The 12927-nt window shown below is 69.7% G+C and carries 14 protein-coding genes; 10 read left to right on the forward strand and 4 right to left on the reverse strand.

Annotated features, from left to right (window positions below):
• The first annotated feature begins 3 nt into the window (after window positions 1–3).
• The 4 genes from sufC to ABD236_RS15640 are packed head-to-tail and all read left to right on the forward strand — an operon-like array spanning window position 4 to window position 2832.
• Window positions 4–768 carry a Fe-S cluster assembly ATPase SufC gene (gene sufC / locus ABD236_RS15625; RefSeq protein WP_344074287.1) on the forward strand — a complete coding sequence of 255 codons (765 nt, stop codon included), beginning with the start codon at window positions 4–6 and terminating at the stop codon, window positions 766–768.
• A complete protein-coding gene (locus ABD236_RS15630) occupies window positions 765–2021 on the forward strand; it encodes a cysteine desulfurase (RefSeq protein ID WP_344074288.1) in 1257 nt (418 codons plus the stop codon). The genes sufC and ABD236_RS15630 overlap by 4 nt, the downstream gene beginning before the upstream one ends.
• A gap of 11 nt (window positions 2022–2032) precedes the next feature.
• Window positions 2033–2497 (forward strand): Fe-S cluster assembly sulfur transfer protein SufU, encoded by a 465-nt coding sequence (gene sufU / locus ABD236_RS15635; protein WP_344074289.1) that lies wholly within the window; start codon window positions 2033–2035, stop codon window positions 2495–2497.
• Window positions 2494–2832, forward strand: coding sequence for a metal-sulfur cluster assembly factor (locus tag ABD236_RS15640; protein ID WP_344074290.1), 339 nt, complete (start codon window positions 2494–2496; stop codon window positions 2830–2832). The genes sufU and ABD236_RS15640 overlap by 4 nt, the downstream gene beginning before the upstream one ends.
• Window positions 2833–2890: 58 nt before the next feature.
• On the opposite strand, the gene ABD236_RS15645 is transcribed toward ABD236_RS15640, so the two are convergent.
• Entirely contained in the window at window positions 2891–3130 is a 240-nt protein-coding gene (locus ABD236_RS15645; RefSeq protein WP_344074291.1) for a hypothetical protein, read from the reverse strand.
• Window positions 3131–3609: 479 nt separating this feature from the next.
• Here ABD236_RS15645 and ABD236_RS15650 point away from each other — a divergent pair, with 479 nt between their 5' ends.
• On the forward strand, window positions 3610–4956 hold the full coding sequence (locus ABD236_RS15650) for an NsdA family TPR-like regulatory protein (RefSeq protein WP_344074292.1): 1347 nt from the start codon (window positions 3610–3612) through the stop codon (window positions 4954–4956).
• Here ABD236_RS15650 and ABD236_RS15655 read toward each other — a convergent pair.
• Window positions 4953–5783 (reverse strand): alpha/beta hydrolase, encoded by an 831-nt coding sequence (locus tag ABD236_RS15655; protein ID WP_344074293.1) that lies wholly within the window; start codon window positions 5781–5783, stop codon window positions 4953–4955. The genes ABD236_RS15650 and ABD236_RS15655 overlap by 4 nt on opposite strands.
• A 273-nt stretch (window positions 5784–6056) precedes the next feature.
• Here ABD236_RS15655 and ABD236_RS15660 point away from each other — a divergent pair, with 273 nt between their 5' ends.
• The 3 genes from ABD236_RS15660 to ABD236_RS15670 all read left to right on the forward strand — a co-directional run bounded on the left by ABD236_RS15660 (window position 6057) and on the right by ABD236_RS15670 (window position 8507).
• Window positions 6057–7379, forward strand: coding sequence for a DUF3616 domain-containing protein (locus ABD236_RS15660; protein ID WP_344074294.1), 1323 nt, complete (start codon window positions 6057–6059; stop codon window positions 7377–7379).
• Window positions 7380–7456: 77 nt separating this feature from the next.
• The gene (locus ABD236_RS15665; RefSeq protein WP_344074295.1) at window positions 7457–7996 is read left to right on the forward strand and encodes a TetR/AcrR family transcriptional regulator; all 540 of its coding nucleotides are present in this window, start codon (window positions 7457–7459) and stop codon (window positions 7994–7996) included.
• A 187-nt stretch (window positions 7997–8183) separates the two neighbouring features.
• Entirely contained in the window at window positions 8184–8507 is a 324-nt protein-coding gene (locus tag ABD236_RS15670) for a DMT family transporter (RefSeq protein WP_344074296.1), read from the forward strand.
• A gap of 12 nt (window positions 8508–8519) precedes the next feature.
• On the opposite strand, the gene ABD236_RS15675 is transcribed toward ABD236_RS15670, so the two are convergent.
• Window positions 8520–9407 carry a winged helix-turn-helix transcriptional regulator gene (locus tag ABD236_RS15675; RefSeq protein ID WP_344074297.1) on the reverse strand — a complete coding sequence of 296 codons (888 nt, stop codon included), beginning with the start codon at window positions 9405–9407 and terminating at the stop codon, window positions 8520–8522.
• A gap of 151 nt (window positions 9408–9558) precedes the next feature.
• Between ABD236_RS15675 and ABD236_RS15680 the strand changes: the two genes are divergently transcribed.
• Window positions 9559–10800 carry an MFS transporter gene (locus ABD236_RS15680; protein WP_425543880.1) on the forward strand — a complete coding sequence of 414 codons (1242 nt, stop codon included), beginning with the start codon at window positions 9559–9561 and terminating at the stop codon, window positions 10798–10800.
• A gap of 10 nt (window positions 10801–10810) precedes the next feature.
• A complete protein-coding gene (dapD, locus tag ABD236_RS15685) occupies window positions 10811–11818 on the forward strand; it encodes a 2,3,4,5-tetrahydropyridine-2,6-dicarboxylate N-succinyltransferase (RefSeq protein ID WP_344074299.1) in 1008 nt (335 codons plus the stop codon).
• 114 nt (window positions 11819–11932) lie between these two features.
• Here the strand turns inward: dapD and dapA are convergent, their stop codons facing one another.
• On the reverse strand, window positions 11933–12805 hold the full coding sequence (dapA, locus tag ABD236_RS15690; RefSeq protein ID WP_344074300.1) for a 4-hydroxy-tetrahydrodipicolinate synthase: 873 nt from the start codon (window positions 12803–12805) through the stop codon (window positions 11933–11935).
• Window positions 12806–12927: the final 122 nt, after the last annotated feature.

A 12927-nucleotide genomic window follows, 5' to 3' on the forward strand; every position in this document is an offset into this window, starting at 1 on the left:
CCCATGGCAACGCTTGAAATCCGCGACCTGCACGTCTCCGTGGAAGCCGAGAACGGCCCCCGGGAGATCCTCAAGGGCGTCGACCTGACCGTGAAGCAGGGCGAGACCCACGCCATCATGGGTCCCAACGGCTCCGGCAAGTCCACCCTCGCGTACTCGCTCGCGGGTCACCCCAAGTACACGATCACCGGCGGTACGGTCACCCTGGACGGCGAGGACGTCCTGGAGATGTCCGTCGACGAGCGCGCCCGCGCCGGCGTCTTCCTGGCCATGCAGTACCCGGTCGAGGTCCCCGGCGTCTCGGTCTCCAACTTCCTGCGCACCTCGGCCACGGCCGTGCGCGGCGAGGCCCCCAAGCTGCGCACCTGGGTGAAGGAGGTCAAGTCCGCGATGGAGCAGCTCCAGATGGACCCGGCCTTCGCCGAGCGCAACGTCAACGAGGGCTTCTCCGGCGGTGAGAAGAAGCGCCACGAGATCCTCCAGCTGGAGCTCCTCAAGCCGAAGATCGCGATCCTGGACGAGACCGACTCGGGTCTGGACGTCGACGCGCTGCGCGTCGTCTCCGAGGGCGTCAACCGGGTCCGCGAGACCGGTGAGGTCGGCACGCTGCTGATCACGCACTACACGCGCATCCTGCGCTACATCAAGCCCGACTTCGTGCACGTGTTCGCGAACGGCCGCATCGCCGAGTCCGGTGGCGCCGAGCTCGCCGACAAGCTGGAGAACGAGGGCTACGAGGCCTACACGAAGGGCGGCGCATCCGAGTGACACATCTGCCGGGCCTCCTCGACACCGAGGCGATCCGTAAGGACTTCCCCCTCCTGGACCGCGTGGTCCACGACGGGAAGAAGATCGTGTACCTCGACAGCGCGGCGACTTCGCAGAAGCCGCGCCAGGTGCTCGACGCGCTCAACGAGTACTACGAGCGCCACAACGCCAACGTCCACCGTGGTGTGTACACGGTGGCCGAGGAGGCCACGGCGCTGTACGAAGGGGCGCGCGACAAGGTCGCCGCGTTCATCAACGCGCCGAGCCGCGACGAGGTGATCTTCACCAAGAACGCCTCGGAGTCGCTCAACCTGGTCGCCAACATGCTGGGCTGGGCCGACGAGCCCTACCGAGTGGACCACGAGACCGAGATAGTCATCACGGAGATGGAGCACCACTCCAACATCGTGCCCTGGCAGCTGCTGGCGCAGCGCACCGGCGCGAAGCTGAAGTGGTTCGGCCTCACCGAGGACGGCCGTCTCGACCTCTCCGACATCGACGAGATCATCACCGAGAAGACGAAGATCGTCTCCTTCACGCTGGTCTCCAACCTGCTGGGCACGGTCAACCCGGTCGACGCGATCGTGCGCCGTGCCCAGGAGGTCGGCGCGCTGCTGTGCATCGACGCCTCGCAGGCCGCGCCGCACATGCCGCTGGACGTCCAGGCGCTCCAGGCCGACTTCGTGGCCTTCACCGGCCACAAGATGTGCGGCCCGACGGGCATCGGCGTGCTGTGGGGCCGCCAGGAGCTGCTGGAGGACCTGCCGCCGTTCCTGGGCGGCGGCGAGATGATCGAGACGGTCTCGATGCACTCGTCGACGTACGCGCCGGCGCCGCACAAGTTCGAGGCGGGCACGCCCCCGATCGCGCAGGCCGTGGGCATCGGCGCGGCCGTGGACTACCTCTCCGCGATCGGCATGGACAAGATCGCCGCGCATGAGCACGCGATCACCGAGTACGCGGTCAAGCGCCTGCTCGAAGTCCCTGACCTGCGGATCATCGGCCCGACCACGGCCGAGGACCGGGGCGCCGCGATCTCCTTCACGCTCGGCGACATCCACCCGCACGACGTGGGCCAGGTCCTCGACGAGCAGGGCATCGCGGTCCGGGTCGGCCACCACTGCGCGCGCCCGGTCTGCCTGCGGTACGGAATTCCCGCGACCACCCGAGCGTCTTTCTATCTGTACTCCACGCCCGCCGAGGTCGACGCCCTGGTGGACGGCCTGGAGCACGTACGGAACTTCTTCGGCTAGGGGTCTTCGTTGTGAAGCTGGATTCGATGTACCAGGACGTCATCCTGGACCACTACAAGCACCCGCACGGGCGGGGCTTGCGGGACGGTGACGCCGAGGTGCACCACGTGAACCCGACGTGCGGCGACGAGATCACTCTTCGCGTGAAGTACGAGGGCTCGCAGATCGCCGACATCAGTTACGAGGGCCAGGGCTGCTCCATCAGCCAGGCCAGCGCCTCGGTCCTCAACGACCTGCTGGTCGGCAAGGACCTGGACGAGGCGCGCCGGATCCAGGAGACCTTCCTGGAGCTGATGCAGTCCAAGGGCCAGCTGGAGCCGGACGACGCGATGGAGGAGGTCCTGGAGGACGCGGTGGCGTTCGCGGGCGTCTCCAAGTACCCCGCCCGGGTGAAGTGTGCTCTGCTGAGCTGGATGGCCTGGAAAGACGCGACGGCCCAGGCGCTCGACGCCGGAGCCGAGAGGAAGAGCGCATGACCGAGAACGCGGAGGCCACCTTGAAGCCGGCCTCGGAAGAAGAAGTCCGCGAGGCGCTGTACGACGTCGTCGACCCCGAGCTGGGCATCGACGTCGTCAACCTGGGCCTCATCTACGGCATCCACATCGACGACGCCAACATCGCCACCCTCGACATGACCCTGACGTCGGCGGCCTGCCCGCTGACCGACGTGATCGAGGACCAGGCGAAGGCCGCGACCGACGGCATCGTCAACGAACTCAAGATCAACTGGGTCTGGATGCCGCCGTGGGGCCCGGACAAGATCACGGACGATGGGCGCGAGCAGTTGCGGGCGCTGGGGTTCAACGTCTGACCCCGTTTCGTACGTCGAGTGGGCCTCCGGTGCCGATGGTGCCGGGGGCCCACTCGCGTCACCGGGGCTCGGCCAGGCGGCGCATGGTCTCGACCGGAAGCGCGTCGAGCAGTGCGACCGCCGAGCCGACGGGAAGCGCCCCGATCTCCACGTACGCACGCCCCCTGCCGGTGACCAGGGCTCGCACCCGCGAGACCTCCTGCTCGGGCACACCGACACGTTGCAGGGCCGCACGCAGCAGAGCCGCTGTGTGCTCCGCCTCGGCGAGCGCGCTCTTGTACTCGTCCCTGGGGATCACTGCCCTTCCTCTCCGAGCGCGCAGTCCGCATGCCAGTACGCCACGGTCGGAACCGGGGCTCGGCGGCCCAGCAGCGCCCGGTGGCAGATCTCAAGGCTCTTGATGGGCCTCCCGCACCCCGGGCACGTCTCACCGGCGGGCGCATAAGTCGTGTACTCCCACTGCCGGGCGTCGGTGTCACCCTCCGCCCGCTGGGGGCCTCCGGCAGAGCTGGCTGTGGCTTCGGGCACTGTCGTCAACCCCTGATGGTCGGTGGCCACGCCCTCCGACCGTCACTTCGGTCGTGGGTCGGTGTATGTCCAGCGCGTGCGGAGCGCCGCCTGAACACCATCGGTCGGGCGAGGCTTCTCACGGAACAGCGAACGGGGAACCCCGCAAGGCCATTTGGGGAACCCCGTTCCGGCGCGATTCGGGGAACCCCGTTCAGGAAGCGGGGCTACTCTGGAGGAGATCACTTCCGTCCCTCCCAGGCGGCGCCCATGGACGAACGCGAGGCCCGGCGCAGCGGCTATCCGCTGACGATTCCCGGTGCCCTTCTCCAGGGTGAGGCCATGCGACAGGCGTGCCTCACAAGGAACTTCCAAGAGATCTTCCGGCTCGTGAACCGGCGCACCGGCTCAAGCCATGCGGCCATGGCGGCAGCCATCGGGAAGATGACCAGTTCACGCGTCAGCGACATCATCCGGGGGGTCCGGGGCATCAGGGGGCGCGAGGTCATCGAGCGCGTGGCTGACGGGTTCGGTATCCCCGGAGAAATGTTCGGACTGCCGAGACGGCCATGGGAGGGTTCACCCGAGGAAATCGGCGAAACCACTGACCACGCCGGCCCTGGCGTCGAATCCGCCGTTGGCGCCGAGGTGAGACCGCGGAACGCCACATCCGCCATGGCGGGGGCTGACTTCGAACGGATCTCATATGCAGGCGTAGGGCCGGAAAGCGCGCACTGCCGCGTCGATGGTCCGGATTCTCTCCGTGAACAGCTCGAAGTGGCCAAACGCGACGACGGGTATCTGGGCGCGCGGAAAACTCTGCCACTGGTTCTTGGCTTGCTCAGGGCTGTTGAGCAGGGGATCCGTGATGCGAAGCCGTCCGTGCGGCGAGAGCTGTTGTCGGTCGCTGCGGACGGCGCCGAGTTCGCTGGATGGCTTTACCGTGACATTCAGCAACCAACTCGTGCTGTCTTCTGGTACGACCGGGCTATGGAGTGGGCGCAGGAGGCCAACGACCCTGCCATGCAAGGTTATATGTTGCTCAAGAAGTCCCAGATGGCGTACGACTGCGGCGATGCCGGGCGGATGTCGGCGCTGGCGCAAGCGGGGCGGCATGACAGGTGGCAACTTCCGGACCGTGTCCAAGCGGAGCTGCTACAGCAGGAAGCGCTGGGATACGCCATGCTCGGTGAACCGTTCTCGCTGGTGGAACAGAAACTCGGTACGGCGCGAGAACTGCTTGCTCACGCGGCCAATGGTGAACCAGGCGACCTTGGCGCCTACTTCGACGACGACACATTGCTGCTCCGGAATGCTGTGATCTATACCGAGGCGGGTAGGCCGCGACTCGCCGCCGACCTGTTCGGAAAAATCATTGCGGCAAAAACGCTGTCTCGCCGCGACGTCGGATTCTTCAATGCCCGGCGCTCGGCGGCCTTGGCGTTGAGCGGCGAGCCCGATGAGGCAGCCAGGATCGGTATGGCTTCGGTAGGCGTAGCTCGGGTAGTGCAGTCCACGCGTACCTTGCGGGTGTTGGGTGAAGTTTCGCAGACGCTGAGTCGTTGGCGGACTCGTCCCATGGTGCGAGAATTCCGTGAAGCGCTCCAGGAGGTCTAGCCCTGAGGAGGGTCCGTGGTCAGCCATTCGGTTACCGTGCGGATGACGAATGCCTGCCACTCCTGACTTCGAGGGTTCAGGTACTGCGGGTCGTCGTGCACGGCAAATCCGTGCTGTGATCCGTCGATTTCGACAAGTTCACAGGGGGCGCGAAAATCTCGTACGGCAGACCGCGACGACTCGATGGGCACGAAAGTGTCCTGAGTGCCATGCACGATGAGCGTCGGGGACCGGACCTCGCCGAGCACCTGATGGGGATGCAGCCAGAAAACCTCGTTCAGCAGCGGACGGCCATGCCGCAGGGTCGGTGTGAACTGGATGAATCCGTGTTCGGTGAGTTGCTGGGCCGCTTCCTCGCTGATCGAGTCGTTCGCCCAGTAGGACCGCGTATCGATGGTGCGCCACTTGTAGTCGAGCTGAGGATTGAACAGCACCAACCGTGAAAGGTCGGCCGAACGCTTTGCGGCGTAGTACGCGCAGACGCCACCTCCGAAGCTGGCGCCCAACAAGGTGATCTCCCGAGCGGTCGTGGCGTTGCGCAGATGGGTGATGGCCGTACGAATATCGTTGAGGATCGTGGCGAGCGTCAGCTCTTCCTGTCGGCCTTCGCTTTCGCCGTGCCCCCGCATGTCGAAGCGAAGGGACCCCACGCCGCCCTCGGCGAGTCCGGTGGCCAGCCGCGAGAAGAACCCGCCCTCTTCTCGGGTGACGCCGCCGCCGTGCACGAGGACCACGCCGCGCGAGGAGTGCGCGTCGGGTTTCACGAGCGTGCCAGCCAGGTGCAGACCATCAAGCGTCCGGAGTGTCACGCTGTCAGCTGTCGGCATGGCGCGAGCCTAGTGCCGACGTATCGGACGGGGCGAGACCGCACAGGGTGGCGTCATCGGCTGACGCTGGTCGGCGGACATCATTCAGTCGGCCCGGTCGGCCGTACGGATCTGTTCCCCTCCTGTACGTACCCCGTACGGCCGGAATTGGCGCAAGCCCAAGACCCTTCTCGTCGATAGCACGTCGACGAGAGGCACCCAGTGCTGTATGACGTTTCCCGTGGCAGGCGCGTTGCCCTTGCCGCCGTGAGCGGGGCTCTTACGCTGTCCGCCATGGGCCTGAACGCACCCGCGCACGCGGCCGGTTACGGCACCCCGACCCTCGCCCTTTCGGCCAGTTATCTGTCGGGGGCCGTGGGGGCGAGCGGGGACCCCGTGGTGACCGTCACCGTGGGGCAGAGCGGGGCCGACGCCTCGGCGCTCACCCTCTCCGCCTCCGCCAGCACCAGGGCGTCGGTCGCCGCACCCGGCGACGTGAGCGTCACCGGGACCGGGGCCACCCGGCAGGTCGCGGTGGCCGCGCACGGGCGCGGGTACACCGACCTGACCCTCAAGCTCACCGGGCTCGGCGGCAAGAGCGTCACCACGACGCTGCACTACGCCGCCTCGGCCGCCGTGCAGTACGCCTCCGACACCCGCTATCTCACCGGCTCCAGCGACGCCTCCGCCGCCGTCGACGTGGGCGGCGGCTATGCCGTCGTCGCCGACGACGAGTCCAACACCCTGCGGCTGTACGACCGCTCGAGGTCCGGGGCGCCCGTGCGGAGCTGGGACTTCAGCGCGCAGCTCGGGGTCTCCAAGGAGATCGACATCGAGGGCGCGGCCCGGGTCGGCGACACGGTCTACTGGACCGGCTCGCTCGGCAACAACAAGGACGGCGTGTACAAGGCCGACCGCAACACCGTCTTCACCACCACCGTCACCGGGTCCGGGGCGAGCACCCAGCTCACCGTCGGCCGCTCCTACAAGAAGCTGCGCGACGACCTCGTCGCCTGGGACCGGGCCAACGGCGACCGCTACGGCTTCGCCGCCGCGACCGCCGCCGGGCAGGCGCCGAAGCAGGTCGACGGGTTCAACGTGGAGGGGCTGGAGTTCGCGCCCGGCTCCTCCACCACCGCGTACATCGGGTTCCGTGCGCCGCTCGTGCCGCCGGTGAACGGCGGTAAAGCGCTCGTCGTGCCCGTCACCAACATCGACAAGGTGCTGGGCAGCGGGGCCAGGGCCGTCTTCGGGCCGGGCATCGAGCTCGACCTCGGCGGGCTCAGCATCCGCGACCTCCGCAAGAACGCCGCCGACCAGTATCTGATCCTCGCCGGGTCCTGGGCCGCCGACGACAACTCCGACCCGTACGCCCTCTACTCCTGGGACGGCGTCGCCGCGCACGCCCCGGTCAAGCTGCGCGACCTGCCCACCAGCGACCCGGGCGGCTGGGAGGCCGTGGTGGACGTGCCGGACCTGTCGGTGCCGGGCGCCCGCGCCCAGCTGATCACCGACGACGGCTCGGCCGATCTGTACGGGGACGGGACCGAGGCGAAGGACCTCACCCACCCGGAGTGGAAGAAGTCCCGCGCTACCTGGTTCACCGTCACCGGCTGACGCCGGGCGGGCGCCGTCCGCTCACCGGGTGCCCGGTACGGTCGTGGCATGGCCCCCGTCACAGGAGCGTGCGACTGATGGCCCGACGGTACGACCCCGACCGGCGGCGCCGCATCATCGACGCCGCGATCCGGGTGGTCGCCGAGCGCGGTATCGCCGGGCTCAGCCACCGCAGCGTCGCCGCCGAGGCCGATGTGCCGCTCGGCTCCACCACGTACCACTTCACCACGCTCGACGAGCTGATGGTGGCCGCCCTGCGCCAGGCCAACGAGGGCTTCGCCGCCGCGATCCGCGCGAGCGGGGCGCTGGCGGAGCCGGGCGTGGACGTGGCCGCCGAACTCGCCCGGCTGATGGGCGAGTGGATCGCGGGGGACCGGGCGCGGGTGGAGCTGGAGTACGAGCTGTATCTGGCGGCGCTGCGGCGGCCCCCGCTGCGGCCCGTCGCCGCCGAGTGGACCGAGGGCGTGGCGGAGGTCCTGGCCCGCCACACCGACCCCGTCACGGCCCGTGGCCTGGTCGCCCTGATGGACGGCATCTGCCTCCAGGCGCTGCTGACCGGCGGAGCCTATGACCCAGATTACGCACGGGAGTTGCTGGGGCGGCTGTTGCGGCCGTAACAGCTGGGCTGAAGCGTGGTTCTTCGCCTGCGGCCCGGTCGGTGGCTGATCGCGCAGTTCCCCGCGCCCCTAGGTGGTCAGGGGCGCGGGGAACTCCGCGAGCAACCCACCACAGCCCGCAGACGGATTCCGCGCCCCCCCCAACCGTTATGTACGCCCGTACGCATCGCTGTGTACGCTTGTCCGTATGCCGTACGTCCTGCTCTCCTGCGCCATCGCGTCGGAGATCGCCGCCACCTCCGCGATGAAGTACAGCGAGGGCTTCACCCGGCTCTGGCCCTCTCTGGTGACCGTGGGCGGATACCTCCTCGCGTTCTATCTGCTCTCGCTCACCCTGAAGTCGATGTCGGTGGGCACCGCGTACGCGATCTGGTCCGGCGTCGGCACGGCCGTCATCGCCGCCATCGGCATGCTCTTCCTGGGCGAGACGATGACGGCCGCCAAACTCGCCGGGATCGCGCTGATCATCGGCGGTGTGGTGCTGCTCAACGCCGGCGGCGCCGCGCACTGAGCAGCACCCGGGTCAGTCCCCGCCGCCCGCCCGGCGCACCGCCGCCAGCGCCGCCCCCACGCTCGCCTCGATGTCGGTGATCGGGTACAGCGCCTCGATCACCGTACGGTCGCGGTCCACCACCAGCGTCAGGCGCTTGAGCCGGCTCACTCCCGCCGTGCGAAAGGTCGGCAGCCGCAGTGCCGCCGTCAGCTCCAGGTCCGCGTCCGACAGGAGTGGGAAGCGCAGCCGCTCCTTGTCCGCGAACGCCCGCTGCTCGTCCGGGCGTTGGGTGGACACGCCGTGCACGCTCGCGCCCGCCGCCGTGAACCGCGCGAGCTGGTCGCGGTATGTGCACGACTCCAGCGTGCAGCCCGGCGCCCCCGGAATGCCCGCCCAGCCGGGCGGATAGGACTCCTTGCGGGCGTAGGCGCCGGGGAAGCAGTACAGGACGGTGCAGGCGCTCTCCGCCGCCACCGGGTCCCTCGGGTCCCCGTCGAAGTCGGTGAGCAGCAGGTCCGGCACCTTGGTGCCCGCCAGCTCCCGCACCCGCTCGGTCTCCCCGGACCGCTCCGTCGCCGTGGCCATCGTCTCTCCTTCTCCGAGCACCCAGGTGTCTCCCCAGTCCTGGAGTGCGATCAGTACGGGCAGCAGGGCACGGCCGCGCGGAGTGAGGCGGTACTCATGCCTCACCGGGCGCTCCTGGTAGGGCTCCCGGGTCAGCACCCCCGTCTCGACCAGCAGCTTCAGGCGTTCGGCGAGCACCTTGCGGGACAGGCCGAGTTCGCGCTGGAGCGCGTCGAAGCGGTGCACCCCGCGTGCGGCGTCGCGCACGATCAGCAGGGTCCACCAGTCGCCGACGACGTCCAGTGCCTGGGCGATGGCGCAGTGCTCGTCGTCGAGCCGGGTGCGTTGAGGCATGCCTCCATCCTTCCGTACGCCGTTGACCTGCGGCCCCCATGCTGACATAGTCCGTTCCCATAAGGAACTCACTCAGGATCGGGACCAGGGGGCGGCCAACGTGAAGACCTTGCGAGCGGTGCCGAGAACCGTCCGGCTGCTGTGCTTCGGCATGTTCTTCAACGCGGTCGTCAGCTTCACCTTCATCTACCTCTTCGTGTACTTGACCGGCCCGCGCGGACTGAGCGTCGGCCAGGCCGGAGTGCTCAGCGGCATCGGCGGCGTCGGACTGGTCGCCGGGAACTTCACCGGCGGCTGGTTCGGCGACCGCTACGGCCACCGGCGCGCCCTGCTCGCCGGGGCGCTGGTCAGCGGCTCCCTGCTGGCCGTGCTCGCGCTGCTGCCGACCCCGGCACTGGCCGCCGCCCTGCCGCTCGCCCAGTACGCCTCCGGAGTCGTACGGTCGTCCAACTCCGCGCTCGTCGCCGTCGGCGTCCCCGAAGGCAGCCGCCGCCAGGGCTTCGCGGTCATGCGGTTCGCGGCCAACGCGGGCTTCACCGTCGGGCCGCCGCTCGGCGCGCTGGTCGCCGACCACTGGTCGTACGACTGGCTGTTCACCGCCGACGGCGTCGGCACCCTGCTCTTCGCGGCGTACGCGGCCAAGGTGCTGCCCGCCCGCGCGGCCGCCCACGCCAAGCCGGTCCACGATCCCGCCGCCCCCGGTCTGTGGCGGGAGCTGCGGGTGCGGCCCGCCGTGCCGGTGCTGCTCGCCGCGATCGTCTGCGTCGACCTCGTCTACCGCCAGCAGTACTCCACCCTGCCCGTCTTCCTCGGCGACCACGGCATGGACGCCCACATCTACGGGTGGCTGATCGCGCTCAACAGCGGCGTGATCCTCTGCCTCGAACTGCCCGCCGCGCACGCCCTGCGCGGCCGCGCGCCGCTGTCCGTCGTCGGCTGCGGGCTGCTCCTGGTCGGCCTCGGCTACGCGCTGGTCATCCCGGGCGCCGCCCTCGGCTGGGCGCTCGCCCTGATGCTGTCGCTCACCCTCGGCGAGATCCTCTACAAGACCACCGCCACCGCGTACGTCGCCGACCAGGCGCCCGCCCACGCCCAGGGCCGCTTCCAGAGTCTGTACGCGGGCGCCTCCATCAGCGGCCAGGTGCTCGCCCCGCCGCTCGGCGGCGCGCTCTACACCGCCGCGCCCGGCCTGCTGTGGCCGCTGTGCGCCGCCCTCGCGGGGCTCGCCGGGCTCGCGGTGCTGTGGACCCGGCGGCTGCCGGGGGCGCTGACCGGGAGCGACGCGCGGGGCGATACGGCGGATGAGGTGCGAAGCGACGCGGCGGGTGAGGTGCGGGGCGACGCGCGACCGGCACCTGAGACCGGTTCGCCCCGGCGGGCCGTCGCCGGTTAGGTTTTCCGCTATGACCGACACGACTGCTACTGCTTCTCGCTCCACCGGCGCCGTCGCCGCCGGCCTCGCCACCCTCGCCGGCGACGGCACCGTCCTCGACACCTGGTTCCCCGCCCCCGAGCTCGTCGCCGCGAATGCCGAGGGCCATGGACCCGCGGGAACCGAGCGACTCACCGCCGACCGGGCCACCGCCCTCCTCGGCAAGGGCGCCGCCGCGGCCCTCGGCGTCGACGAGCGCCGGGGCGTCGAGGTCGTCGCCGTCCGTACGGTCATCGCCTCGCTCGACGACAAGCCGCTCGACGCCCACGACGCCTATCTGCGTCTGCACCTGCTCTCGCACCGCCTGGTCAAGCCGCACGGCCAGAACCTGGACGGCCTCTTCGGCCTGCTCGCCAACGTCGCCTGGACCTCGCTCGGCCCGGTCGCCGTCGACGAGATCGAGCAGGTGCGGCTGAACGCCCGCGCCGCCGGGCTGCACCTCCAGGTGACCTCCGTCGACAAGTTCCCGCGTATGACGGACTACGTGGCCCCCAAGGGCGTCCGTATCGCCGACGCCGACCGGGTGCGCCTGGGCGCGCACCTGGCCGAGGGCACCACGGTCATGCACGAGGGCTTCGTGAACTTCAACGCGGGCACGCTGGGCACCTCGATGGTGGAGGGCCGTATCTCCGCCGGTGTCGTCGTCGGCAACGGCTCCGACATCGGCGGCGGCGCGTCCACGATGGGCACGCTGTCCGGCGGCGGAAACGTACGGATCGTCATCGGCGAGCGCTGCCTCATCGGCGCGGAGGCCGGGGTGGGGATCGCGCTCGGCGACGAGTGCGTCGTCGAGGCCGGGCTGTACGTCACCGCGGGGACGCGGGTCACCATGCCGGACGGGCAGATCGTCAAGGCCCGTGAGCTGTCCGGTGCGTCGAACATTCTGTTCCGGCGGAACTCGGTCACGGGTGCGGTGGAGGCTCGGCCCAACAATGCCGTGTGGGGCGGGCTCAACGAGGTTCTGCACGCGCACAATTGAGTGGGCTGTGGGGTACGTGTTCGTCTGCGGGCCGGTGGTGGGCTGGTCGCGCAGTTCCCCGCGCCCCTGAAGGCGCGGGTGCGGCCGGCCCCACCACGCGGTGAGAACCCGTGACTAGTCCCGGACCAGGTCGTCGTATGCGCTCCGCAACGCGGCGGCCTGGTCCCGGGTCGCCGGTCGCAGCGGTTCTCTCACCGGAGTGTCCAGCAGCGCCTTCGCCGTCACCGTGCCCGGCAGGCCCGACGCCATCATCAGCTCCGCCAGGGGGAGCGTGAGGTGGTTGAGGCGGGTGGCCTCGTCGACGTCGCCCTTGTCGTACGCGTCCAGGGGGGCCCGCATCTGGGCGGGGGCCACGTTCGCCACCGTGCTGACGTAGCCCGCGCCGCCCACCGCGTACAGCGGCAGGTTCATCTCCTCGCAGCCCGAGTAGTACGCCAGCGAGGTGCGGCCGATGACCTTGGTGGAGCCGAGCAGGTCGTAGGCGCAGTCCTTGACCGCCACGATCCGCTCGTGCTCCGCGAGCCGCAGCAGCGTGTCGGTGCCGATCCGGACGCCTGTGCGGCCGGGGATGTCGTAGAGCATCACCGGCAGCTCCGTGGCGTCCGCCACCGTGCGCAGGTGCGCCTCCACCGCGTCCTGCGGCGGGCGGCTGTAGTACGGAGAGACCACCAACAGGCCGTTCGCGCCCGCCTCCTCGGCCTGCCGGGCCAGCTCCACGGTGTGCCGGGTGGAGGCGGTGCCGACCCCGGCCACGACATGGACGTCCTGGCCGACCTCGGCGCGTACCGCCCGTACCAGCGCCGCCTTCTCCGCGTCGGTCGTGGTGGGGGACTCGCCGGTGGTGCCGCTCAGGACCAGGCCGTCGCAGCCCTGGGCCACCAGGCGCGCCGCCAGGCGCCGGGCGTGGTCGAGGTCGAGCGTGTCATCGGCGGTGAACGGCGTGACCATGGCGCAGAGTGCGCGCCCGAAGGGGCGGGGAGTGCTCATTGACGCAGTCTCGGGTGGAGTGACCGTAAAGGTCTACTTAGTTCTGCTTGCTGTTCATCCATAGCATCGCTGAAGTATGGGCTGCGCAGGCGCTCTTGGCGTGCGTGGACGCGTACGTCACC

It is taken from the genome of Streptomyces crystallinus, assembly GCF_039521265.1.
In the GTDB taxonomy this organism is placed as follows: Bacteria; Actinomycetota; Actinomycetes; order Streptomycetales; family Streptomycetaceae; genus Streptomyces; species Streptomyces crystallinus.

Coding starts and splice junctions, on each gene's coding strand:
- sufC (WP_344074287.1), top strand. CDS start 4: ATGGCAACGCTTGAAATCCGCGACCTGCACGTCTCCGTGGAAGCCGAG.
- ABD236_RS15640 (WP_344074290.1), top strand. CDS start 2,494: ATGACCGAGAACGCGGAGGCCACCTTGAAGCCGGCCTCGGAAGAAGAA.
- ABD236_RS15650 (WP_344074292.1), top strand. CDS start 3,610: ATGGACGAACGCGAGGCCCGGCGCAGCGGCTATCCGCTGACGATTCCC.
- ABD236_RS15655 (WP_344074293.1), bottom strand. CDS start 5,783: ATGCCGACAGCTGACAGCGTGACACTCCGGACGCTTGATGGTCTGCAC.
- ABD236_RS15660 (WP_344074294.1), top strand. CDS start 6,057: ATGGGCCTGAACGCACCCGCGCACGCGGCCGGTTACGGCACCCCGACC.
- ABD236_RS15665 (WP_344074295.1), top strand. CDS start 7,457: ATGGCCCGACGGTACGACCCCGACCGGCGGCGCCGCATCATCGACGCC.
- ABD236_RS15670 (WP_344074296.1), top strand. CDS start 8,184: ATGCCGTACGTCCTGCTCTCCTGCGCCATCGCGTCGGAGATCGCCGCC.
- ABD236_RS15675 (WP_344074297.1), bottom strand. CDS start 9,407: ATGCCTCAACGCACCCGGCTCGACGACGAGCACTGCGCCATCGCCCAG.
- ABD236_RS15680 (WP_425543880.1), top strand. CDS start 9,559: ATGTTCTTCAACGCGGTCGTCAGCTTCACCTTCATCTACCTCTTCGTG.
- dapD (WP_344074299.1), top strand. CDS start 10,811: ATGACCGACACGACTGCTACTGCTTCTCGCTCCACCGGCGCCGTCGCC.
- dapA (WP_344074300.1), bottom strand. CDS start 12,805: ATGAGCACTCCCCGCCCCTTCGGGCGCGCACTCTGCGCCATGGTCACG.